Source organism: Pseudomonas moraviensis, assembly GCF_900105805.1.
GTDB lineage: Bacteria > Pseudomonadota > Gammaproteobacteria > Pseudomonadales > Pseudomonadaceae > Aquipseudomonas > Aquipseudomonas moraviensis_A.
The window spans coordinates 5,090,770-5,112,594 of sequence record NZ_LT629788.1 but is presented as its reverse complement, the minus strand read 5'-3'; the positions used below and the strand labels follow the sequence as shown (position 1 = coordinate 5,112,594).

General features: G+C 60.8%; 19 protein-coding genes and 1 tRNA gene. 5 read left to right on the top strand and 15 right to left on the bottom strand.

Features of this window, described 5'->3' with window-relative positions; translation table 11 throughout:
* Positions 1 to 72: 72 nt before the first annotated feature.
* Positions 73 to 750: a Crp/Fnr family transcriptional regulator gene (locus BLU71_RS22945; protein WP_083353950.1), complete on the bottom strand. Its 678-nt coding sequence runs from the start codon at positions 748 to 750 to the stop codon at positions 73 to 75.
* Between the two features lie 84 nt (positions 751 to 834).
* On the opposite strand from BLU71_RS22945, the gene BLU71_RS22940 reads away from it, so the two are divergent.
* Positions 835 to 1,359, top strand: a complete 525-nt coding sequence (locus tag BLU71_RS22940) for a DUF962 domain-containing protein (protein WP_064361635.1) — start codon at positions 835 to 837, stop codon at positions 1,357 to 1,359.
* 82 nt (positions 1,360 to 1,441) lie between these two features.
* On the opposite strand, the gene BLU71_RS22935 is transcribed toward BLU71_RS22940, so the two are convergent.
* The 6 genes from BLU71_RS22935 to dibA form a co-directional block, all read right to left on the bottom strand.
* Positions 1,442 to 2,431 (bottom strand): sulfate/molybdate ABC transporter ATP-binding protein, encoded by a 990-nt coding sequence (locus BLU71_RS22935; RefSeq protein WP_064361636.1) that lies wholly within the window; start codon positions 2,429 to 2,431, stop codon positions 1,442 to 1,444.
* Between the two features lie 3 nt (positions 2,432 to 2,434).
* Positions 2,435 to 3,307 carry a sulfate ABC transporter permease subunit CysW gene (gene cysW / locus BLU71_RS22930; RefSeq protein ID WP_083353949.1) on the bottom strand — a complete coding sequence of 291 codons (873 nt, stop codon included), beginning with the start codon at positions 3,305 to 3,307 and terminating at the stop codon, positions 2,435 to 2,437.
* Positions 3,308 to 3,319: 12 nt separating this feature from the next.
* Positions 3,320 to 4,138, bottom strand: a complete 819-nt coding sequence (gene cysT / locus BLU71_RS22925; RefSeq protein WP_007952818.1) for a sulfate ABC transporter permease subunit CysT — start codon at positions 4,136 to 4,138, stop codon at positions 3,320 to 3,322.
* A gap of 154 nt (positions 4,139 to 4,292) precedes the next feature.
* Positions 4,293 to 5,306 carry a sulfate ABC transporter substrate-binding protein gene (locus BLU71_RS22920; RefSeq protein ID WP_064361638.1) on the bottom strand — a complete coding sequence of 338 codons (1,014 nt, stop codon included), beginning with the start codon at positions 5,304 to 5,306 and terminating at the stop codon, positions 4,293 to 4,295.
* A gap of 144 nt (positions 5,307 to 5,450) precedes the next feature.
* On the bottom strand, positions 5,451 to 5,633 hold the full coding sequence (gene oscA, locus BLU71_RS22915; RefSeq protein WP_007917682.1) for a sulfur starvation response protein OscA: 183 nt from the start codon (positions 5,631 to 5,633) through the stop codon (positions 5,451 to 5,453).
* 237 nt (positions 5,634 to 5,870) lie between these two features.
* Positions 5,871 to 7,790: a phosphodiesterase DibA gene (gene dibA, locus BLU71_RS22910; protein WP_083353948.1), complete on the bottom strand. Its 1,920-nt coding sequence runs from the start codon at positions 7,788 to 7,790 to the stop codon at positions 5,871 to 5,873.
* Between the two features lie 147 nt (positions 7,791 to 7,937).
* Between dibA and desA the strand changes: the two genes are divergently transcribed.
* Together desA and BLU71_RS22900 are read left to right on the top strand one after the other, a co-directional pair.
* Positions 7,938 to 9,122, top strand: coding sequence for a delta-9 fatty acid desaturase DesA (gene desA / locus BLU71_RS22905; protein ID WP_042610168.1), 1,185 nt, complete (start codon positions 7,938 to 7,940; stop codon positions 9,120 to 9,122).
* A 210-nt stretch (positions 9,123 to 9,332) separates the two neighbouring features.
* The gene (locus BLU71_RS22900) at positions 9,333 to 10,322 is read left to right on the top strand and encodes a GGDEF domain-containing protein (protein WP_083353947.1); all 990 of its coding nucleotides are present in this window, start codon (positions 9,333 to 9,335) and stop codon (positions 10,320 to 10,322) included.
* Between the two features lie 133 nt (positions 10,323 to 10,455).
* On the opposite strand, the gene BLU71_RS22895 is transcribed toward BLU71_RS22900, so the two are convergent.
* The 3 genes from BLU71_RS22895 to gabD form a co-directional block, all read right to left on the bottom strand.
* Positions 10,456 to 11,667, bottom strand: coding sequence for a response regulator (locus BLU71_RS22895; protein ID WP_042610166.1), 1,212 nt, complete (start codon positions 11,665 to 11,667; stop codon positions 10,456 to 10,458).
* Positions 11,668 to 11,801: 134 nt separating this feature from the next.
* On the bottom strand, positions 11,802 to 13,079 hold the full coding sequence (gabT, locus tag BLU71_RS22890; protein ID WP_016772251.1) for a 4-aminobutyrate--2-oxoglutarate transaminase: 1,278 nt from the start codon (positions 13,077 to 13,079) through the stop codon (positions 11,802 to 11,804).
* 184 nt (positions 13,080 to 13,263) lie between these two features.
* A complete protein-coding gene (gene gabD / locus BLU71_RS22885; RefSeq protein ID WP_024011131.1) occupies positions 13,264 to 14,706 on the bottom strand; it encodes an NADP-dependent succinate-semialdehyde dehydrogenase in 1,443 nt (480 codons plus the stop codon).
* A 432-nt stretch (positions 14,707 to 15,138) separates the two neighbouring features.
* Here gabD and BLU71_RS22880 point away from each other — a divergent pair.
* Positions 15,139 to 15,215: transfer RNA gene (locus tag BLU71_RS22880), tRNA-Arg, on the top strand.
* Between the two features lie 77 nt (positions 15,216 to 15,292).
* Here BLU71_RS22880 and BLU71_RS22875 read toward each other — a convergent pair.
* Positions 15,293 to 15,562 (bottom strand): hypothetical protein, encoded by a 270-nt coding sequence (locus BLU71_RS22875; RefSeq protein ID WP_173867368.1) that lies wholly within the window; start codon positions 15,560 to 15,562, stop codon positions 15,293 to 15,295.
* Positions 15,563 to 15,608: 46 nt separating this feature from the next.
* Entirely contained in the window at positions 15,609 to 16,169 is a 561-nt protein-coding gene (locus tag BLU71_RS22870; RefSeq protein WP_016772253.1) for a YbhB/YbcL family Raf kinase inhibitor-like protein, read from the bottom strand.
* 139 nt (positions 16,170 to 16,308) lie between these two features.
* Between BLU71_RS22870 and BLU71_RS22865 the strand changes: the two genes are divergently transcribed.
* Positions 16,309 to 17,832: an FAD-dependent oxidoreductase gene (locus tag BLU71_RS22865; RefSeq protein WP_083353946.1), complete on the top strand. Its 1,524-nt coding sequence runs from the start codon at positions 16,309 to 16,311 to the stop codon at positions 17,830 to 17,832.
* A 110-nt stretch (positions 17,833 to 17,942) separates the two neighbouring features.
* On the opposite strand, the gene pgaD is transcribed toward BLU71_RS22865, so the two are convergent.
* From pgaD to pgaB, 3 genes are read right to left on the bottom strand one after another with little or no spacing between them, the layout of a single operon-like run.
* Complete coding sequence (gene pgaD / locus BLU71_RS22860) at positions 17,943 to 18,464, bottom strand: poly-beta-1,6-N-acetyl-D-glucosamine biosynthesis protein PgaD (protein WP_083353945.1); 522 nt, start codon at positions 18,462 to 18,464, stop codon at positions 17,943 to 17,945.
* A complete protein-coding gene (gene pgaC / locus BLU71_RS22855) occupies positions 18,461 to 19,816 on the bottom strand; it encodes a poly-beta-1,6-N-acetyl-D-glucosamine synthase (protein ID WP_042610160.1) in 1,356 nt (451 codons plus the stop codon). Before pgaC ends, pgaD begins: the two co-directional genes overlap by 4 nt.
* A gap of 1 nt (position 19,817) precedes the next feature.
* Complete coding sequence (gene pgaB / locus BLU71_RS22850; protein ID WP_083353944.1) at positions 19,818 to 21,815, bottom strand: poly-beta-1,6-N-acetyl-D-glucosamine N-deacetylase PgaB; 1,998 nt, start codon at positions 21,813 to 21,815, stop codon at positions 19,818 to 19,820.
* Positions 21,816 to 21,825: the final 10 nt, after the last annotated feature.

Here is a 21,825-nt window from a genome sequence, read left to right as displayed (position 1 = left end):
AGTTGATTCATGTGTGACTGACATACCGCTATCGCGAGCAGGCTCACTCCTACAATGGTTCGGTGTGAAATCTCAAATCGTGGCCAAGACACGCAATCGCGCGCTATCGAGGATTTCGATCTCGCCGTAAGCCAGACCAATAATCCCCTGCCCCTGCAAGTCCTTGAGGATCTGATTGGTAGTCTGCCGCGACAGCGACAGCATCGCTGCCAACTGCTCCTGCGGCAGTTGCAGCGTCCGGCGTGGTGCGTCGAGTTCGCCGTAGCCTTCGGCGATCATCAACAAGCGATGAGCCAAGCGCGCCGGGGCCGGCAGCAGGCTCAGTTGTTCAAGATTGATGAAGGCCAGGCGCAATTTGTGGCTCATCAGCAGCGCCAGATGCCGCCAATACTGCGGCTGGTCGTCGAGCAGTTTGAGCAGCGCCGCCTGCGGAATATTCAGCAAGGTGCATGCCCCGACGGCATAGGCATCATGGGTGCGTGGCTGACCGTCAAACAGGCAGATTTCGCCGAACCAGTGCGGCGCCTCCACCAGACTCAACAACGCCTCCTTGCCCTGCTCGCTGACTGCGCCGATGCGCACCGCGCCATCGAGCACCGCGTACAGACCGCACGGCGCATCGCCGCGCTGGAACAGCCGCTGCCCCGCGATCAGCCGCCGCTCTCGGGCCAACGCCAGCAGACTATCCTGAAAGGACAGCGGCAGATGACTGAACCACTGGCCGTTGAGCAACCGTGCACGAATTTGCATAACCACTCCTGGAGTGTCGCCTGCCCGACAGAGCGAGCGCCGATCCCGAGGGATGATGCATTCAACCCCACTGGAGGAACAACAATGAAAAGCCTCGTCGACCACCTCAGTCAATACGCCGCCTACCACCGCGACCCGCGCAACATCGTCAGCCACTTTATCGGCATACCGCTGATCGTGGTGGCGGTCGCGGTTCTGCTGTCTCGCCCGGAGTGGTCGCTGGGCGGGTTGTGGGTATCTCCCGCCGTTGTCGTGGCGCTGGCGTCGGCGTGGTTCTACCTGCGTCTGGAGTTGCAGCTCGGCGTGTTGATGACGCTGCTGATGGGCCTGTCGGTGTGGGTCGGACATGCACTGGCGCAGCAAAGCACCCTGGTCTGGCTGAGCAGCGGCCTGGCGATGTTCGTGATCGGCTGGGCGATCCAGTTTGTCGGGCATCACTATGAAGGGCGCAAACCGGCGTTTGTCGATGACATCAGCGGGCTGATTGTCGGGCCATTGTTTGTCGTCGCGGAACTGGCGTTTTTGCTCGGGCTGCGGCAGGAATTGAAACAAGAGATCGAGTTGCGGGCGGGGGTGGTGCGGGTCAATCCGAATCGTGCGGCTGTTTAGACCGCTTTCGCGAGCAGGCTCGCTCCCACAGAAAAACGCATTCCAATTGTGGGAGCGAGCCTGCTCGCGAAGCTTTACGCTTTTAGAGGTTAGCGACTTTCTGCCAGACCTTCGGTTTGAAGAACAACGTTTCACCCTTGGCCAGGCCGATCAGGCTGTCGTGGTCTTTCACCACCTCGGCTTCGATCAGATCAGTCTGCCCTTCGACCTTCAGCGTCACCCGCGTCGTCGCACCCAGTGGGCGGATATCGCGCACTTCAGCGGCATGGTGATCTTCCAGCTCATGCCTGGACAACGACACTTCATGCGGGCGGAACAGCACATGGTTGTCGTCGCTCAGCAGCAAGCGGTTCGAGTCGCCAAGGAAGTGATAGACGAAATCACTGGCCGGGTTTTCGTAGACGTCGCCCGGTGAGCCGATCTGCTCGATCACGCCCTTGTTCATCACCACGATACGGTCGGCGACTTCCATTGCTTCTTCCTGGTCGTGGGTCACGAACACCGAAGTCAGGTTGATGTCTTCGTGCAGCCGCGCCAGCCAGCGCCGCAGTTCCTTGCGCACCTTGGCGTCGAGGGCGCCGAACGGTTCATCGAGGAGCAATACTTTCGGCTCGACCGCCAGGGCACGGGCCAGGGCGATACGCTGACGCTGACCACCGGACAATTGCTCAGGATAACGATCCGACAGCCAGTCCAGTTGCACCATGTTCAGCAGTTCGTGGACCTTGGCCGCGATCTGGCTTTCGCTCGGGCGTTGGTTCTTCGGTTTCATGCGCAGGCCGAACGCGACGTTGTCGAACACCGTCATGTGGCGGAACAACGCGTAATGCTGGAACACGAAACCGACGTTGCGATCCCGCACATCGTGGCCGGAAACGTCTTCGCCGTGAAAGACGATATTGCCCTGATCCGGGGTTTCCAGACCGGCAATAATGCGCAGCAAGGTGGTTTTGCCGCAGCCCGAAGGGCCCAGCAACGCGACCAGCTCACCGCTCTGGATATCGAGGCTGATGTTGTCCAGCGCTTTGAACGCATTGAAATTCTTGCTGACGTTACGCACTTCGATCGACATGAATTAGTCCTCCGCGGCGCTGGCGCGCAGGCGGTTGATACGGTTTTCGCTCCACTGCTTGAGCAGCAGGATGAAGAGCGCGAGGATCAGCAACAGGCTCGCCACGGCGAACGCGGCCACGTGGTTGTATTCGTTGTAGAGGATCTCGACGTGCAGCGGCAAGGTGTTGGTCACCCCGCGAATGTGCCCGGAAACCACCGACACCGCACCGAACTCACCCATGGCTCGCGCAGTACACAGCACCACGCCATAAATCAGACCCCACTTGATGTTGGGTACGGTGACGTGCCAGAACATCTGCCAGCCATTGGCACCGAGCAGGCGCGCGGCCTCCTCTTCCTGGGTGCCTTGCTCCTGCATCAGCGGGATCAGTTCACGAGCCACGAACGGCACGGTGACGAAAATCGTCGCCAGGACAATGCCCGGCAAGGCGAAGACGATCTGGATGTCGTGATCCTGCAGCCACGGCCCGAACAGGCCCTGCGCACCGAACATCAGCACGTAGACCAGACCGGCGATCACCGGCGACACCGAGAACGGCAGGTCGATCAGCGTGACCAGCATGCTCTTGCCACGGAACGAGTATTTGCTCACGCACCACGCCGCACTGACGCCGAACACCAGGTTCAGCGGCACCGAGATCAGCACGGCGATCACCGTCAGTTTCAGCGCCGACAGCGCGTCCGGTTCAAAAATCGCGGTGAAGAACGCGCCAAGGCCATTCTTCAAACCCTGCGATACAACGATGAACAGCGGCAGCAGCAGAAACAGGAAAAAGATCAGCCAGCCAAGACCGATCAGGATTCTGCGCGAGGTCGCACTGCCACGCCGCGCAGCGTTGGCCGAGGACGCGGCCGCAATAGACGATTGGGACATGTTCGCGCCTCCTTATGGGGTTTCGATGCGCCGCTGCAGCAAGTTGATCAGCAGCAACAGGACGAAGGAAACCACCAGCATCAGCACGCCGATGGAGGTGGCGCCGGTGTAATCGTACTGGTCGAGTTTGACCATGATCAGCAGCGGCAGGATTTCGGTTTTCATCGGCATGTTGCCGGCGATGAAAATCACCGAACCGTACTCGCCGACACCACGGGCGAACGCCAGGGCGAAACCGGTCAGCCAGGCCGGCAGCAGCGCCGGCAGCAGAATGTGACGGAACACCTGCAACGGCTTGGCACCGAGGCAGGCGGCCGCTTCTTCGACTTCACGGGGAATATCGGCCAGCACCGGCTGCACCGTGCGCACCACGAACGGCAGGGTCACGAAAGTCAGGGCAAGGGTGATGCCCAGCGGCGTGTAGGCGATCTTGAAGCCGAGGTCAGCGGCGAACTGCCCGACCAGACCGGTCGGCGTGTACAGCGCCGTCAGCGCGATGCCGGCCACAGCGGTGGGCAGGGCGAACGGCAGATCGATCATCGCGTCGATCACCTTGCGCCCGGGGAAGGTGTAGCGCACCAGCACCCAGGCCAGCAACGTACCGATGATGCCGTTGATGATCGCCGCACACAGCGCGGTACCGAAGCTCAGCTTCAACGCCGCCAGCACACGCGGTGCGGAAATGATCGTCCAGAACTGATCCCAGGTCAGCTGGGCGGCATGGACGAACATCGCCGCCAGCGGGATAAGCACAATCAGGCTGAGGTACACCAAGGTGTAACCCAGCGTCAGCCCGAAGCCGGGTATGACGGGGGAGATACGACGCGACATAAAAGTCCCTGGTTGAAAACGCATCAATGTGGGAGCGAGCCGGCTCGCGAAGAGGGAGTATCAGTCAACATCCCTGTCGCTGATAGACCGCCTTCGCGAGCAGGCTCGCTCCCACATGGTTTGTGCCTGAACTTCAGGCTCGTTTCGAGTGAGATTACTGCGCCTGATAAATCTGGTCGAACACGCCACCGTCGTTGAAGAATTTCGGCTGCGCGGATTTCCAGCCGCCGAAGTCCTTGTCGATGGTCACCAGCTCCAGTTTCGGGAACTGCTGGGCATATTTGGCCGCTACGTCCTTGTCACGTGGACGATAGAAGTTTTTCGCGGCGATTTCCTGGCCGGCCGGGCTGTACAGGTGCTTGAGATAGGCTTCGGCGATCTGCGCGTTGCCCTTCTTCTCGGCATTCTTGTCGACCACGGCCACTGGCGGTTCGGCGAGGATCGACAGCGAAGGTACGACGATGTCGAACTTGTCGGCGCCGCCGTCCTCTTTCAGCGCCAGGAACGCTTCGTTTTCCCAGGCCAGCAACACGTCGCCCTGACCGTTGTTGACGAAGGTGATAGTCGAACCACGGGCGCCGGTGTCGAGGATCGGCACGTGCTTGAACAGGGTTTGTACGTATTCCTTGGCCTTGGCTTCATCCCCGCCGTTGGCTTTCAGGCCATAGGCCCACGCCGCGAGGAAGTTCCAGCGTGCACCGCCCGAGGTTTTCGGGTTCGGCGTGATCACCGAGACGTCATTCTTGACCAGATCGCCCCAGTCCTTGATGCCTTTCGGGTTGCCCTTGCGCACCAGGAACACGATGGTCGAGGTGTACGGCGTGCTCGCTTCCGGCAAACGCTTCTGCCAGTCGGCCGGCAGAGTCTTGCCGAGCTTGGCGATTTCATCGATGTCGCCGGCCAGGGCCAGGGTCACCACGTCAGCACGCAGACCGTCGATCACCGCACGACCCTGCTTGCCCGAACCACCATGGGATTGCTGGATTTTCACCGTGTCGCCGGCATGATCCTTCTGCCAGAACTTGATGAATTCGGCGTTGTATTCCTGATACAGCTCGCGCGTCGGGTCATACGACACGTTGAGCAGTTCGTAATCCTTGGCAACGGCGGAACCGGCAAACACGGCACTGGCCAGCGCGGCCAAAGCGTAACGGCGAATCGACGACATGGTGAAAGCTCCTGGAATTCTTGGTGGTGGCTTTTTCTTATGTGTTGCTGGAATCGGGTCCCGTGAAAGATCGCCGCCTTCGCCAGCTCCTGCACACAGCCCCCTGTAGGAGCTGCAGAAGGCTGCGATCTTTTGATCTCAAGCTCAGCCCGGTTGTTTACCGGGTTGCTGCAAACGGAATTTCTCTTTGCGTTCGATCTGTACGACTTGCGCGTTGTGCACAGTGATCTCCACCGCGCCGAACCGCAGATCGCGCAAGGCGCTCTGGATTTCACGCAAGATGGTGCTTTCGTCCTGACCGTCAACGCTGCGAAGGGATGCGCTCATGGTGCTGCTCCTTTGAAGGGATTTTGCCTGGCAGTGGGCGGCACTGCGTTCGGCGTGAGAGCAATATAAGAGAGGCACGGATATTCTTAAAAAGACTATTTAAGAATGTTTATATAACCAGAAATGTTTGTCTGCCCGCACAAGGGGTTGCAGCCTGTAAAAGCAAAAGATCACAGCCTGCATCAGCTCCTGCACCGATCCCCGTAGGAGCTGCCGAAGGCTGCGATCTTTTGATCTTTAACTAATCAGTGGAGCACGCTCCCAATCAATTTCCGCCGCAGAAATTGGTCGCCCAAACCAATACCCCTGCCCCAGATCACACGCCTGCTCAAGCAAAAACGCCGCCTGCTCAACCTCCTCGATCCCCTCGGCATGCACCTGCATTCCCATGCTCCGCGCCAGCGCGATGATCACCCGGACAATTGCCACGTCATCCTCGTCCCAGGGCAACCCGGCAACGAAACCCTGATCGATCTTGAGTTTCTGCACCGGCAGGCGCTTGAGCCGCAGCAGCGAGGAATAGCCGGTGCCGAAATCATCAATGGCCAGGCGCACACCCAGTTCACGCAACCGATGCATTTGCTCCAGCGCCACTTCTGGATCGTCCATTACCGCGCTTTCGGTGACTTCCAGTTCCAGATGGGCCGGATCCAGCCCGGTGTCGTGCAGCACCTGCGCCACCTGCTGGTAAAGCTCACGCCGGGCAAACAGCCGCGACGAGACATTCACCGCGACGAACGACAGCACCACGCCGCTTTGCTGCCATTGGCACATCTGTCGACAAGCCTGCTGCATCACCCAGGCATCGATGTCGGCGATCAGACCGGTGCGCTCGGCAATCGGAATGAATTCTGCCGGCGACACCAGGCCGCGCTGCGGATGCTGCCAGCGCACCAGTGCCTCGACGCCGATCAGACGGCTGCTTTGCAGGTCGTGCACCGGCTGGTAATAGACACACAATTCCTGCTGCTCCAATGCGCGGCGCAGTTCGAAGGCGATTTCGACCCGTTGCTGGGCGTGCGCGGTCAGTTCTTCGGTGTACAGCGCGTAGCCGTTGCGCCCGCTGCTTTTGGCTTTGAACAGCGCGCTGTCGGCGTTGCGCAGCAACTGCTCGGCGCTCAAGGCATCGCTGGGAAACAGGCTGATGCCGATGCTGGCGTTTATAAACAGTTGATTGCCGTCAATCAGCATCGGCTCCTTCAACGCGTCCAGAATCCGTTGTGCCAATGCCGCCGCCTGCGCGGGCTGTGGACAACTTTCCGCGAGCACGGCGAATTCATCACCGCCCAGCCGTGCCAGGGTGATGCCGGGGCCGGACAGCTCCTGCAAACGCGTCGCCACCATTTTGAGCAACCGATCACCGACGTTATGCCCGAGGCTGTCATTGATCATCTTGAAATGGTCCAGATCGAGCAGCAGCAGCGCGCAGCCACGCTTGTGCGTCTGCGCCGACGCCAGCGCCTGCTCGGCGCGATCGCTGAACAGCAGGCGATTGGGCAGATCGGTCAACGGATCGTGATGCGCCAGGTGTTTGAGCTCGGACTCGGAATCCTTGATCGCACTGATGTCGGAGAACACCGCCACATAATGGCTGAGCCGGCCGAAATCATCGTGAATCACCCGGATCGTCTGCCACTGTGGATAAATCTCGCCGCTCTTGCGCCGGTTCCAGATCTCGCCGCTCCATTCACCTTCAGCCTCGAGTGTGGCGAACATCGCCTGATAGAACCCCGGCGGATGGTGGCCGGACTTGAACAGACTGGGCTGCTGGCCGATCACCTCGTCGCGCCGATAACCGGTGATCTCGATGAAAGCGCGGTTGACGTGGACGATCGAGCCTCGATGGTCGGTGACCAGTACACCTTCGCGGGTGCAGTCGAACACGGCGGCCGCCTGACGCAGGCGCTCGCGGTCGGTATGCCGCTGACGCAAGCGCGCGCCGATGCCGAGAAACCGACAAAGACGCGCCCGCGCGAGAAAAATCACCCCGGAGCTGACCGCTGCCAGCAGATAACCGTTGATCAGTTGCCAATGCGCCCGCTCACCGGAGTCATCGAAGAATTTGCTTAATAAATGATCAGAAACCTGCAGCCACACGGCGGCCAGTACCAGGTAGAGCAGCGCTGCACGCAAGGCATCGCGGTAAGTCGCAGACATTCGGTCGTCCATGTCCCTACAAAAAGGTTGGAATTATAGGTCAAGAAACATTCAGCGACTTCTTATCTGAAAGGGCGACTGGTTTTATCTGCGTGCTTAGTGATAATGCAACGGCTGTTTTTATCTTTATCGAGGGCCCTATAGCCTATGTGGTACGAAGGTTTTCTTGGCTTGTCGGCCTGGTCACTGGTCGCGGTCACCCTGCTGATGACCCATGTGACGATTGTTGCCGTCACGGTCTATCTGCACCGTTACTCGGCCCATCGCTCGCTCGAGCTGAATGCGGGTCTGAAGCACTTTTTCCGTTTCTGGCTGTGGCTGACCACGGCGCAGAACACCCGCGAGTGGACCGCCATCCACCGCAAACACCACGCCAAATGCGAAACCGAAGATGACCCGCACAGCCCGGTGATCAAGGGCCTGTCCACAGTGCTGCGCACCGGTGCCGAGCTGTACCGCAGCGAAGCACAGAACCCGGAGACCCTGCGCATCTACGGGAAGAACTGCCCGGAAGACTGGATCGAACGCAACCTGTACAGCCGCTATCCATTACTGGGCGTGGCGATCATGGGCGTGATCGACCTGCTGCTGTTCGGCACCATCGGCATCACCATCTGGGCAATCCAGATGATGTGGATTCCGGTGTGGGCCGCAGGTGTCATCAACGGCCTGGGCCACGCCGTCGGCTATCGCAATTTCGAATGCCGTGATGCGGCGACCAATCTGGTGCCCTGGGGCATCCTGATCGGCGGTGAAGAACTGCACAACAACCATCACACCTATCCCAACTCGGCCAAGCTGTCGGTGAAGAAATGGGAATTCGACCTCGGCTGGGCGTGGATCAAGGTCTTCTGCTTCTTGCGTCTGGCCAAGGTGCAGCGGGTCGCACCCATCGCCCACCGCGTTGAAGGCAAGGGCAGCCTCGACATGGACACTGCCATGGCGATCCTCAACAACCGCTTCCAGATCATGGCTCAGTACCGCAAATTGGTGATTGGTCCGCTGGTCAAGCAGGAGCTGGCCAAGGTCGATCACTCGGTGCGCCACCAGTTCCACCGGGCCAAACGCCTGCTGTCGCGTGAAACCAGCCTGCTGGAAGACCGTCATCACCTGCGCATCCAGACCATGCTGGAACACAGCCAGGCGCTGAAAGTCATTTACGAAAAACGCCTGGCCCTGCAGCAGATCTGGGTCAAAACCAGTTCCAATGGCCACGACATGCTCGCTGCCATCAAGGAATGGATTCACGAGGCCGAGGCCAGTGGCATCCAGTCGTTGCGTGATTTTGCCGATCAGCTGAAAACCTACTCGCTGCGTCCTGCGGCGGTTTGATCCGACACTGGCTGCGATCTTCTGATTCTTAGGATCAAGAGATCGCAGCCTCGTTGCACTCGTCAGCTCCTACAGCTCGCCGCCTGGCGGGACTCGGTAATGGCCGGGAACTTCGCCGAAAATCCTCTATCTCAAAGACACTTCGCCATCCCGGCGGGTTGTACTGTGGCCGTTGTCGACATTGCGGCGCGCCCTTTGAGATCTGTGCCGATGGTCAACAACAACCAGAAAGACACATCCTTCACCCAATGGCCCGAGGCCGCGCAAACGTTGATGGCGCTGATGCACGCGAAAGGCGAAGTCGCGCGCCTGAGCGAACGCGAACAGTTGATCAGTTCGCTGCTGGTCAGCGTCAACGCCGTGCTCTGGGCTTTCAACTGGGAAACACGTCAGGTGCTGTATGTCAGCCCGGCGTACGAACGGATTTTCGGCCGCTCCGCAGCACTGTTGCTGGCTGACTACAACCAGTGGCGTGACAGCATTTATCCCGATGATCTCGAGTACGCCGAACAGAGCCTCGCCGAAGTCCTGCACCGAGGTGCGGTGGAGGATCGCGAGTACCGCATCATCGCCGCCGACGGCCAGGTGCGCTGGATCAGCGACAAATGCTTCATCAATCGGCAGGACGAGCCCGGTCAACCGGTGATCATCGTCGGCATCGCTGAAGACATCACTGACAAGAAAAACATGGAAACCGAGCTGCAACGCTTGGCCACCACCGATGTGCTGACGCAGAGCAGCAACCGCCGCCACTTCTTCGAATGTGCCCACCGCGAGTTCGCCGAGGCCCGGCGCCACGGCACACCGCTGGCCTTCCTGCTGCTGGACATCGATGACTTCAAAGTGATCAACGACAGCTACGGCCATCCCGAAGGCGACAACGTGCTGCAACGGATCGCCGAGTGCGGGCGTGGATCATTGCGTCGTGGCGACCTGTTCGGGCGGATTGGCGGTGAGGAGTTCGCTGCGGTGTTCCCCGGCTGTGCGCCGGAGATAGCCGTGCAAGTGGCGGAGCGACTGCAGCAGGAAATCCAGCGGCTGCGCTTCAACCACGACGGTCAGCCGTTCAGCATCACCGTGAGCCAGGGCCTGACCAATCTCACCGACGAAGACAAGAGCCTCGACAACCTGTTCGCCCGCGCGGATGCCGCGATGTACGAGGCGAAGCGGCAGGGCAAGAACCGGATTATTGCGGCCTGACCCGGTCTCATATTCAACACATCCCCTTGTAGGAGTGAGCCTGCTCGCGATAGCGGAGTGTCAGACGAAACTTTAATAACTGACACTCCGCTATGGGGAGCAGGCTCACTCCTACAGGGTTTATGTAAGCCGGTTATTTGCGCATCCGCATCAACTCCGGCAAGCCGATCTTCAGCAACCGCGCCGTCCTGCTCTTCGCCAGTTCCTCGACGCCTTCATGCTCGGTCAGCCGCGCCATCTGCGCCGCCATGTTCATCACCAGCGCCTCGCGACTGTAAACGCCACCACCGAGCTGGTAGACCGAAGCAATCAACTCGCGCAACTCCAGCGGCAGCCGCCAGCGAGTTCTCAATGCCGAGCCGTAAGAAGCGGCAAACTTCGCCAACGCTTCACCGACCTCTTCCAGCTCGTCCAGCTCGCCGCCGGCCTGTTGCCATTCCTGCAAGCAGCGCAGCAGCGCCAGATCGCCGAGTCGATGCAGCATGCCCGCGCAATAGCAGCGTTCCTGATCCAGATCGAGCAAGCGCGCCAGCGTGCGGGCATATTCCGCCGTATGCAGTGACAGCCCCCAGTAGCGCTCGGCGTAATCTGCCAGGCATGCATTGCTGAGCCGGGCGCTGCGTTTGAGCGCCAGCCCGAGTATCAGGTTCATGCTTTGCCCGGTGCCGAGTCGATGCAGCGCCTGCGCCAGGGTCTGCACTGGCGCGCCATGGTGCTGCGCAGCACTGTTGGCGGCCGCGATCAGCACCGCGGTGATCTGGGGATCGGTGCGAACCTCTTCCTCCAGCAGTTTCAGGTCCAGCCCTTCGGGATTGAGGCTTCGCTTGACCGCCACTTGCACGTCGGTCATCAGCGGCGCGCCATCGGCCTGCTCGCGACGCCGTTCCAGAAACACTGACAGGGTCATGCCCGGCGCCAGTGCCGGCACTTCGCAGACCACGGCTTCGCCGGCGTTAAGCAGCAAACCCTGCAAGCGCTCGGTCAGGCCGTCCATGTTCAACGGTTTGGTCAGGTACGCGGTCGGCGCCAGCGGAATCGCTTCGCGCACGCTGGCGCTGTCGTTGCGGCTGCTCATCAGAATGAACGGCAGTGGCGGATTGCGTTTGCGCTGACGAACGCTGCGCAGCACATGCAGTCCATCGATTCCGGGCAGCTCCCAATCGACGATGGCCAGGTCATACGGCACCTCGCCAAGCAACGACAGCGCTTGCTGGCCGTCGGCGCACAGATCCAGGCGCGCATCGCAGCGCACGTTGAGCAGTACTTGTTTAAGCAGGTCGCGAGACCAGGGATCGGCCTCGGCAATCAACACCCGGGGTACGGCGGGTAAATCAACGGCAGTCATGCGCGCTCTCCTTGCAATGCCTGAACCTTAGCCAATGCCGGACATTCGTTACAGCGCAAACGCGGCCGATGTGTTTCAACGGGCGTAAAAAAACCCGCCGAAGCGGGTTTTTGTCGAGCAGGTCACACCATCGATCAGAGTTCGGAGAAGCACTCTTCGATGATCGCCAGACCCTTGTCCAGTTGCTCGTCCGGCGAGGTCAGCGGGACCAGCACGCGCAGCACGTTACCGTAAGTGCCGCAGGACAGCAGGATCAGGCCCTTGTCACGCGCCTTGGCGACAACTGCCGCTACAGCGGTCGGGTTTGGCTTGTGGCTGTCGCCGTTTTCGAACAGCTCGACCGCGATCATCGCGCCCAGCGCGCGCACTTCACCGATCACCGGGTACTTGGCCTGAATGGCCTTCAGGCCGGTGACCAGACGCTCGCCGACAGCCTTGCAGCGGTCCAGCAGTTGCTCTTCTTCGAACACTTCCATCACGGCAAGCGCAGCGGCGCAAGCGATCGGGCTACCAGCGTAGGTGCCGCCCAGGCCACCCGGGGCGATGGCGTCCATGTACTCGGCCTTGCCGCACACGCCGGCCAGCGGGAAACCGCCAGCGATGGACTTGGCGAAGGTGGTCAGGTCGGCGGCAACGCCCATCTGTTCCATGGCGAAGAAAGTGCCGGTACGGCCAGCGCCGGTCTGCACTTCGTCAGCGATCAGCAGAATGCCGTGCTGGTCGCACAGCGCGCGCAGACGCTTCATGAACTCTTTCGGCGCGACGTAGAAACCACCCTCACCCTGAACAGGTTCGATGATGATCGCGGCGATGTCTTTCGGCTCGGCGTCGTTCTTGAAGATGCGTTCGATGGAGGCGATCGAGTCGTCGATGCTCACACCGTGTAGTTCGTTCGGGTACAGCGCGCGGAAGATGCCGCCTGGCATCAGGCCCATGCCGGCCGAGTACGGCACGACTTTACCGGTCAGGCCCAGGGTCATCATGGTGCGACCGTGGTAAGCGCCGGTGAACGCGATCACGCCAGCGCGGCCGGTGGCGGCACGGGCGATCTTCACGGCGTTTTCCACCGCTTCGGAACCGGTGGTCACCAGCAGGGTTTTCTTGGCGAAATCGCCCGGCACCTTGGCGTTGATTTTTTCGCACAGCTCAACGTACGGCTCGTAGGCCAGCACCTGGAAGCAAGTGTGGGTCAGCTTGTTCAGCTGTTCGGTTACGGCAGCGATGATTTTCGGGTGCACGTGGCCGGTGTTCAGTACAGCAATGCCGCCAGCGAAGTCGATGAACTCACGACCTTCAACGTCGGTCACCGTTGCGTTCTTTGCCGACTCGGCGAAGATCGGGTGAATCTGGCCAACACCACGAGGTACGGCATTGGTGCGGCGGGCCATCAGTTCAGCGTTAGTCTTGCTCATTACAGTCCTCATTCGCCGCTCATCGGGCGGCGTGGTTCAAGGATGAAGCGGGAGGAATCGGCGGTGGCAGCATGCGATGATCGACTGCCACGGCGTTCCCGGCCGCAGAGAAAATTCCGTTTTGAAACGACGCAAAGGACAGCGCTCTCGTGCCCTTTGCGTTTGCAGCGATCCCATTCCCGGCTTAGATGCCCAGGCAGAGGTATTTGATTTCCAGGTAATCTTCGATGCCGTACTTGGAACCTTCACGGCCCAGGCCCGAGGCCTTGATGCCGCCGAACGGCGCGACTTCGTTGGAGATCAGCCCGGTGTTGACGCCGACCATGCCGTATTCCAGCGCTTCGGCGACACGGAACACACGGCCGAGGTCGCGTGCGTAGAAATAAGAGGCGAGACCGAATTCGGTGTCGTTGGACATGGCGATCACTTCCGCTTCGTCTTTGAAGCGGAACAGCGGCGCCAGCGGACCGAAGGTTTCTTCCTTGGCCACGGCCGCGTTTTTCGGCACGTTGGTGAGGATGGTCGGCTCGAAGAAGTTGCCTTCCATCGCCTTGCCGCCGGCCAGTACGGTCGCGCCTTTGCTCACGGCGTCAGCGATGTGTTCCTGAACCTTGGCCACGGCTTTTTCGTCGATCAGCGGGCCGGTGGTGGTGCCGTCTTCCAGACCGTTGCCGATTTTCAGTTTGGCCACAGCCACTTTCAGCTTCTCGGCGAACGCATCGTAGACCGCGTCCTGAATGTACAGACGGTTGGCGCAGACGCAGGTCTGGCCGTTGTTGCGGTATTTGGAAATGATCGCGCCTTCGACGGCCTTATCCAGATCCGCATCGTCGAACACGATGAACGGCGCGTTGCCGCCCAGTTCCAGCGAGACTTTCTTGATGTCCTTGGCGCATTCGGCCATCAACTGGCGACCGATTTCGGTCGAGCCGGTGAAGGACAGTTTGCGCACGATCGGGTTGCTGGTCAGCTCGCTGCCGATGTCGCCGGCGCTGCCGGAGACCACGCTGAACACGCCCGCCGGAATGCCCGCGCGCTGGGCCAGTTCGGCCAGGGCGAACGCGGAGAAAGGGGTTTGCGAAGCAGGCTTGAGCACCATGGTGCAACCGGCGGCCAGCGCCGGGCCGGCCTTGCGAGTGATCATCGCCGCCGGGAAGTTCCACGGGGTGATCGCGGCAGTGACGCCAATCGGTTGCTTGATCACGATCAGGCGCTTGTCCGGCTGGTGGCCCGGAATCACGTCGCCGTAGATGCGCTTGGCTTCCTCGGCGAACCACTCGATGAACGAAGCGGCGTAAACGATTTCGCCCTTGGCTTCGGCCAGCGGCTTGCCCTGCTCGAGGGTCATCAGGCGCGCGAGATCGTCCTGGTTCTCGATCATCAGCTCGAACCAGCGACGCAGCTTGCCGGCACGCTCCTTGGCAGTCAGCGCACGCCAGGCCGGCAGCGCCTTGTCGGCGGCCTCGATGGCACGGCGGGTTTCTGCGGCGCCCATCTTCGGCACGGTGCCGAGGATCTCGCCGGTGGCCGGGTTGTTGACCTTGATCGTCTGACCGTTGTCCGCATCGACCCAAGCGCCATCGATGAAGGCTTGCTGGCGGAACAACTGGGTGTCTTTAAGCTGCATGTCGGCTTTCCTTAACAGCACCGCGGCCTGCGCGGAGCAAATTATGATTGTAGAAAGGCGCCTCGCAAGGCTGCCGTCAGGGAAATCAGTGAGCGGATTGTGGCGCATCGACAGTGCACGACCGGGCGCACCTGCGCTGCAACATCCCGTCAACGAGCGTTTGAAATCTCAAACGGATCGTAGGTTCAAAGGGGGTAAAGGACAATAGGTCGTTCGAAAAAAAGAACAAAAATGCCGCTTTTCAGATCAACGCACCGAAATCCGTGCTGCAGGAAAAACCTTAGATCAACCCCGGCAAAGCGCCAAGCGAGGGTTTTGCAGGACGTTACCGCTTTAAGGAATACCGCGATTTTGTGCCGACACGCACTCTGACAAAACCCGCCAAACCCGGCATGGACGCCCCGAGCCGACCTAGGTATGATGTCGCCCGCTGCACCAGTAGCTCAGCTGGATAGAGTACTGCCCTCCGAAGGCAGGGGTCGTGGGTTCGAATCCCGCCTGGTGCACCATGAATCAAACGAGAAAGCCCCGGACTGTGATGGTCCGGGGCTTTTTTGTGGGCGATGACAAGATCGCTGGAACGCCGTCACTCCGTCGTCCAGTCAAACTCGTCATATTCATCGTCGTCATCTCCCTCCTCCTCCACCTCTTCAAACACCTCGTCTTCATCAACGAGGTCTTCCTCCGGCTGATTCAGCAGAAATTCCTTACGTGTCTCGGTTACTGCACGCCGCATTTGTTCGCCCTTCTCCGGGCAGTTGAGTAGCTGGGCGATGCGGTCGATTTTTGCTGCCACGTTGTCCTCCAGCGCATTGGCAATGGCTCGATAGTGCGCGTTTTCGCGGGGCAATGCCAAATGGCTGGGGAATCAGGGCAGTCAGCCGCCCGTAAGCGGCCGAACCTCAGCGGTGATAACGCCGCACCGCGCTGCTGTTGCGCAGCACATGGCCTTTGATTTTTTCCATCAACTCGGCGCGGGTCAGGCCGGCCGGCAAAGCGTCCGGGGCGAGGTCGAGCGCGTAGATCTGAATGATGTAGTGGTGCGCGCTGTCGCCCACTGGCGGGCATGGGCCCATGTAATGGGTGTTGCCTTTGCTGTTGGTGCCGCCGACGCCTTCGAGCGCGGATTTAGCGCCGACGCCGGCCGCGATCTGGTGGGTGGTGGGTTTGATCCCATAGTGAATCCAGTGATCGACGCCCAGGCCCTTCTGGCCGTCCGGGTCATGCATGACGATGGCGTAGCTCTGGGTTCCGGCCGGGCCGGCGTTCCAGCTCAGCGCTGGCGACTGGTTCTTACCACCGCAGCCAGGCGCGTCGCTGGCGGCGGCCGAGGTGAACAAGCGGTTATCCGACACGCCCGGGATGCTCAGGGTGAAACGCTCCTGGGCCTGCGCCGGGAACTGCACGCAAAGGGTCACGGCGATGGCCGCCAGCCATGGGTTGAGAGAGGTCAATCGGGTCATTCCGGGAGCACCTTGTGCAGTGAGGCCGTCGTCGGCCCGCAAACTATAGCTGTACCGTTCGTGCCTTGGCAGTAGCAAATGGCTGAACCTCCCGCGGCGGCCTCAACTCACAAGAGAAATGCCTGCGAGGAAGCTGAAGATGTCCCTGCACCGAGTCGCCCGTTTCGCCGATGTCCCGCAAGACCGTGGCCTGCAAGTCGAAATCGGCGACTGCAAGATCGTCCTGCTGCGTGCCAACGGAGAGTTGCGAGCGTTTCAGGGCCTGTGTCCACACGCCGGTGCGCCACTGGCCGAGGGTGCGTTGTGTCACGGCAGGTTGATCTGCCCTTGGCACAAAGCCGCGTACCGCGCCGAGGACGGAGGCCTGTGCGAGCCGCCGTCGCTGGACAGTCTCAAGCGCTTTCCGCTGGAGTTGCGCGGCGAGGAGATCTGGGTCGATGACCAGCCCCTGCCCGATCCGCACACCCCGCCGGCCGACGATCCAAGAACGTTCGTGGTGGTCGGCGCCGGCGCCGCAGGCACTGCATGCGCGGCGGCGTTGCGGGAGAAGGGTTTTGGCGGGCGCATCGTTATGGTCGACGGCGAACCGGATGCCGGCTACGACCGCACGGTGTTGAGCAAATTTGTTCTGGCCGGGGAGATGTCGCCGAAAGAGGTCCCGCCCCTGCGCGATGAAGCCTTCTATCAAGCACAACGCATCGAACGCGTACAAAGCGAAGTCAGCGCACTCGACGCTCCAGGTAAAACCCTTCATTTAAGCAATGGCGGAATCCTGCGCTACGACGCCGCGGTACTCGCGACGGGTGGCGCACCCAACCCGCTGAAACTGCCCGGCGCTGAGCTGGCCAACGTCTTCGTCCTGCGTTCGAAAGCCCAGGCTGAACAGATCATCAACGCCGCTCAACCGGGCCAGCGCGCGGTGATCATCGGCGACAGTTTCATCGCCCTAGAATGCGCGTCAGCATTGCGCGAGTACGGCCTCGACGTTACCGTGCTGGCGCGTCATGCGATCCCTTTCGCCAAGCAATTCGGCGAAGCGGTGGGCAAGGCGATTCGCGCGTTGCACGAAGAGCACGGGGTGAAGTTCATCAGCGAGCACGAGGCTACCGAGATCTTTGGCGAAGAGAAGGTCGAGGGCGTGTTGCTCGACAACGGCTTGCGCCTGGCGGCGGATTTGATCCTCGCTGGCGTCGGCGTCCACCCGGCTACCGAGGCCTTCGGCTCACTGTCCAAGGAAGATGATCAGTCTTTGCGCGTCGATGACGGCATGCGTGTCGGCGATGGTTTATGGGCCATCGGCGATATCGCCACGTTTCCGCTGAGCGGCCAGCCAACCCGAATCGAGCACTGGCGTTTGGCCCAGCAACACGCGCGCATTGCCGCCGCCAACATGCTCGGTGGCGAGGAGCATTATCTGGATGTGCCGTTCTTCTGGACGTACCACTTCGGCAAGAACTACGACTATCTTGGTCACGCTGCAGAATGGGACGAGGTCGAGTTCAACGGCGAGCCGGAAAAGCCGCCGTTCATTGGCCTGTTCGCGAAAAACGGCATAGTCGTCGCGGCGGTGGCGTGTGACAAGCAACGCGCGATGGCGCTGCTGGCCGAACGAATGAAACAACCTTTGCGGATGAAGGAGGCGTGGACGCTGATCCAGGCCTGACACCGGTCCTGTAGGAGCTGACGAGTGCAACGAGGCTGCGATCTCTTGATCTTGTTTTTACATAAGCAAAATCAAAAGATCGCAGCCTTCGGCAGCTCCTACAGTGGAGGTCACGTCAGGCGGTTCACCGGCTCGCGATTGTCATCTTCATCGGCATGCAGAAAGATCACCCGCTGTTGCCCCAGCGGCGCGGGCAATGCCTGCTGCTGCACCGGCCAGAAATGCGTTTCCACGTGGCTGATATCGCCGTCCTGATCGTTGTGGATGGTCATCACGCCAGGCGTGCGCAATTTCTGGAAACGCTCATCGCAGAGCTTGAAGCTTTTGCTCAGACCTTCATCACCAATCACCGGCGAGGGCAACCGGCGCTGAGCGAAGCTGCGGCTCTTGCGTTGCTGATAACGTGCCCAACCAATCAGGATCACTGCGTTGACCACCGCCACCCACAGATAAACCTGCAAGGTGCCCAAGGCATCGAACGCCGAGTGCTCGATGCGCGGGCCGCCGGTGGTTTCGATCAATGGCCATAGGCCGCGCACCAACAGGTACAGCAGGCCGACCCAGGCCATCACGGTAAGGATGACGTCGATCACCACCAGAAAGGGCCGTTGGCGAGTGCGGATAATTTTCATTTGATGACTTCCTCCTGCTCGTCGCCCAGCGGTCGGATGCCCCGATCAGGACTGACCCAGCGCGCGCGTTTCTTGTGTTGGCTGAACAACACTTTGGGGAAACTGACCAAGGTGGTCAGCAGACTGACGAGCCAGAACACCAGCGGGTACCAGACCACCCAGAACATGGTCTTGCCCAGACCCGGCTCATAGCGCCGATCGATGACGATGCTGACCGCGAACTGCACCAGACAGACCACCGCCAGCAACAGACCGGTGAAGGCCGGTGGCATCAAGTGATCCACAGCGATTGCATCCGGCATGACCATGAATTTGCCCATGCCCCAGAAAATCACCGACAACAGGAAGGTGAACGCCCAACCGGTGGACAGGCAGTATTCGAACAGCAGCGGCCACAGGTAACGATGGCGATACTGCCAGATGCCGCGAATGTTCTTGAACAACACTTCGGCGCCGCCCTGAGCCCAGCGCAGACGCTGCTTCCAGAGGCCGCCGAGGGTCTCCGGCATGAGGATCCAGCACAGCGCGCGCGGTTCGTAGAAGATGCTCCAGTGATCGAGCTGCAGCTTCCAGCTGATGTCGATGTCTTCGGTGATCATGTCCGGGCTCCAGTAGCCGACCCGGTTCAGCGCGGTACGGCGGAACGCGACGATCACCCCGGAGACGGTGAAGATGCGCCCGAACACCCGTTGCGTGCGTTTGATCAGACCGATGATCGAGGAGAACTCGCCGACCTGCACCCGCCCGATCAACGTCGACCGTGTGCGGATGCGCGGGTTGCCAGTCACGGCGCCGAGACGTGCGTTATCCAGCATCGGCGCGACCAGATAGGCCGCGGTATTGGGCGCCAGCAAGGCGTCGCCATCGATGCACACCAGATACTCGCTGCGCGCAGCAATCGCGCCCATGCGCAGGGCCACAGCCTTGCCCTGGTTTTCCGCCAGATGCAGGACCCGCAAACGAGGATCTTCCTTGGCCAGTGCGTCGAGAACTTCAGCCGTGTTGTCCTTGGAGCCGTCGTTGATCGCGATGACTTCGATGTTCGGGTAATGCTGCGCCAGTGCCGCGTGAATGGTGTCGGCAGCGTTGTCGCCTTCGTTGTAGCAAGGAATCAGGATCGAGATCAGCGGCTCGCCTTCCAGTGGCGGCGGCAGCGTGTCGTCCTGCCATGGCCAGTGGCGCTCCCAGTGCAACCAGAAATACAGGCCGCCGGCGATCCACAACCCGGACATGAACAGCGGGTAGAAGAACACGAACGACATCAGGAACTGGCCGGTCACCAGGAAAATCAGCCCCAGCGGAACGCCAAGAACGATCGCCAGAACAAGCAGGGCTAACAGTCTATCCAGCATGTTATGGATTCCATTTGTTGGAGAGTGCAGGCCTTACGGTTTTCAGGTCCGGCAGGTTGTCGAGGAAGTTGTCCGGGTAGTAACCGAAACTGGTCGCGCCCTGGCGCTTGAGCCGGCCCATCCAGTCCGCCAGTTGCGCGGCATCGATGTCGGCCTGATCCTTCTGGTTCCAGTCACGCGCCTGCAATTCGAACACCGTGCGATTGAGCGCACCGGGACGTTTTTTAACCGTGGCCACCAGGGTTTCCAGCCACGGCCCGGACTCGGCCCGGGTCTGTTTTTCCATCAAAGGCATGGCCATCGGCGCCGTCCAGTCGTAGGTGGCGAGGAAATCGTCGAGATTCTGTGCGAACCACGCTTCGCTCTCGGGATTGAGCATCGGCTCGGCAAAGATGTTGCGCGCGGTCAGCACCTGCGGGCCGCGAATGGCGCGGACCCTGGCGGTCAGTTCGTTGGTGAAGTCGATCAGGTAGCGGCTCTTGAAGCGGGTCCAGCGTTGCATCGCCGCCGGGTCGTCGCGCAGCGCGGCAATCGAGCCGGGCAACCCATGTGCAGCGTAGGCCTTCAAGGCATCCGGGCTGGCATCTTCGAAGTCCGACAGCACTGCGTCGTCATGGTAGAGGACGCCATCGATCGAGGTCAGACTCGCCAGGTCCTCGTAGATTTCACCGATGACTTTCCGCACTTCGGGATTGAACGGTGACAGGCGTTTGTACTGCTTTGGATCGACCGACGTGATGGCGGTCTTCGGGTCCCAGCGGGTCACCCGCGGCAGCTTCGAATCGAGCTCGAAACTCAGCACCGGCATCCATGCATAGACCTTTACATGAGCGCGGGTGCGCAGTTGCCAGGCGACGCGGTCGAACAGGTCGGCGCGCACCGGCAGGTGGCGGTTGGGGAAGTACAGCGAGTGCACCAGACCATCGCCCTTTGGATCGGCAAAAGCTTGCAGAAACACCGTGGTGGGGCCCAGGTCAGAAATGCGCTGCACCAGTTTGCCGAGGTTGATGTCCTGTTGCGCCGGATCCGGGTCGTAGACGTTATCCAGATCGACATGCACCACGCGCATCGCCAACTCTTGCTGTACCGCGACGATGCTGTTGGCAAAATGCTCGCCGTCAGGGTCGGAGGTAACGAGGAAGCGTGGCCCGCTCATCAGGTTGTCGAGGGTGTCGAGGCCGTCGTCCAGGGTCAGGGCCATTTCATAGCCCTCCTCGCCAACCACGCTCAGCGACGTGCCGTCAGCAGCGCCGTACGGCCAGACCCAGACCCGCGGTTTGTAACCGGTAACCCGGCGGATCTTCTCGGAAATATTCTTCACGTCGGCACGAATGCGTGCCTGGAAATCGGCTTCGGACTCGTAGCGCTTGGTCACGGGGTCATAGCGCCGGGTCGCAGCGGCCGGCTGCAAGTTGCCCTGCGGGTTGGCGAGGATGCCTTTGTGGCTGGCGTCGGTATGGGCGGCGATCTCTACCAGCCCCGACCTGGAAATTTCGCGGACCTGCTCCCAGGTCAGAAAGTCCGAACGCTTGCGCGGCGTGCCGGCAAAGTCCACCGGCTGATTCAGCGGTGTGTCGATCCAGGTGCCGACCGGCGCCAGCAAAGCGTGCCAGTTGTAGGCGCGCAACACCGGCAAGACGCGGGTATAGAAGCTGGCATAACCGTCGTCGAAGCTGAGCAGCACCGCTTTCGCCGGCAGCTGCGGGCCACCCTTGCGTGCGGCCATGATCTGGTCGACGGTTACCGGTTTGTAGCCGTTTTCACGCAGCCAGGCGAGTTGCTCGATCATGCGTTCGGTGCGCACTGCCACCACGGCCTGATCGGGATCACGGTCTTCAACGTCGTGATAGGCGATGCCGAGCACATGGTTTTTTGGCCACGGTTGTTCACTGGCCGCGACCGGGCGCTCGGAGGGCGGCGCGAAGGCCGGGGCCTGCTGGGCGCAGGCGCTGATCAGCAGCGCTCCCAGCAAAAGGATGAAACGCGAGATAAAAGGCATCTTCAAACTC

Bases quoted from the DNA above. Each gene is read 5' to 3' on its own strand.
- BLU71_RS22945 (WP_083353950.1), bottom strand. From the start codon at position 750: ATGCAAATTCGTGCACGGTTGCTCAACGGCCAGTGGTTCAGTCATCTG.
- BLU71_RS22940 (WP_064361635.1), top strand. From the start codon at position 835: ATGAAAAGCCTCGTCGACCACCTCAGTCAATACGCCGCCTACCACCGC.
- BLU71_RS22935 (WP_064361636.1), bottom strand. From the start codon at position 2,431: ATGTCGATCGAAGTGCGTAACGTCAGCAAGAATTTCAATGCGTTCAAA.
- cysW (WP_083353949.1), bottom strand. From the start codon at position 3,307: ATGTCCCAATCGTCTATTGCGGCCGCGTCCTCGGCCAACGCTGCGCGG.
- cysT (WP_007952818.1), bottom strand. From the start codon at position 4,138: ATGTCGCGTCGTATCTCCCCCGTCATACCCGGCTTCGGGCTGACGCTG.
- BLU71_RS22920 (WP_064361638.1), bottom strand. From the start codon at position 5,306: ATGTCGTCGATTCGCCGTTACGCTTTGGCCGCGCTGGCCAGTGCCGTG.
- oscA (WP_007917682.1), bottom strand. From the start codon at position 5,633: ATGAGCGCATCCCTTCGCAGCGTTGACGGTCAGGACGAAAGCACCATC.
- dibA (WP_083353948.1), bottom strand. From the start codon at position 7,790: ATGTCTGCGACTTACCGCGATGCCTTGCGTGCAGCGCTGCTCTACCTG.
- desA (WP_042610168.1), top strand. From the start codon at position 7,938: ATGTGGTACGAAGGTTTTCTTGGCTTGTCGGCCTGGTCACTGGTCGCG.
- BLU71_RS22900 (WP_083353947.1), top strand. From the start codon at position 9,333: ATGGTCAACAACAACCAGAAAGACACATCCTTCACCCAATGGCCCGAG.
- BLU71_RS22895 (WP_042610166.1), bottom strand. From the start codon at position 11,667: ATGACTGCCGTTGATTTACCCGCCGTACCCCGGGTGTTGATTGCCGAG.
- gabT (WP_016772251.1), bottom strand. From the start codon at position 13,079: ATGAGCAAGACTAACGCTGAACTGATGGCCCGCCGCACCAATGCCGTA.
- gabD (WP_024011131.1), bottom strand. From the start codon at position 14,706: ATGCAGCTTAAAGACACCCAGTTGTTCCGCCAGCAAGCCTTCATCGAT.
- BLU71_RS22870 (WP_016772253.1), bottom strand. From the start codon at position 16,169: ATGACCCGATTGACCTCTCTCAACCCATGGCTGGCGGCCATCGCCGTG.
- BLU71_RS22865 (WP_083353946.1), top strand. From the start codon at position 16,309: ATGTCCCTGCACCGAGTCGCCCGTTTCGCCGATGTCCCGCAAGACCGT.
- pgaD (WP_083353945.1), bottom strand. From the start codon at position 18,464: ATGAAAATTATCCGCACTCGCCAACGGCCCTTTCTGGTGGTGATCGAC.
- pgaC (WP_042610160.1), bottom strand. From the start codon at position 19,816: ATGCTGGATAGACTGTTAGCCCTGCTTGTTCTGGCGATCGTTCTTGGC.
- pgaB (WP_083353944.1), bottom strand. From the start codon at position 21,815: ATGCCTTTTATCTCGCGTTTCATCCTTTTGCTGGGAGCGCTGCTGATC.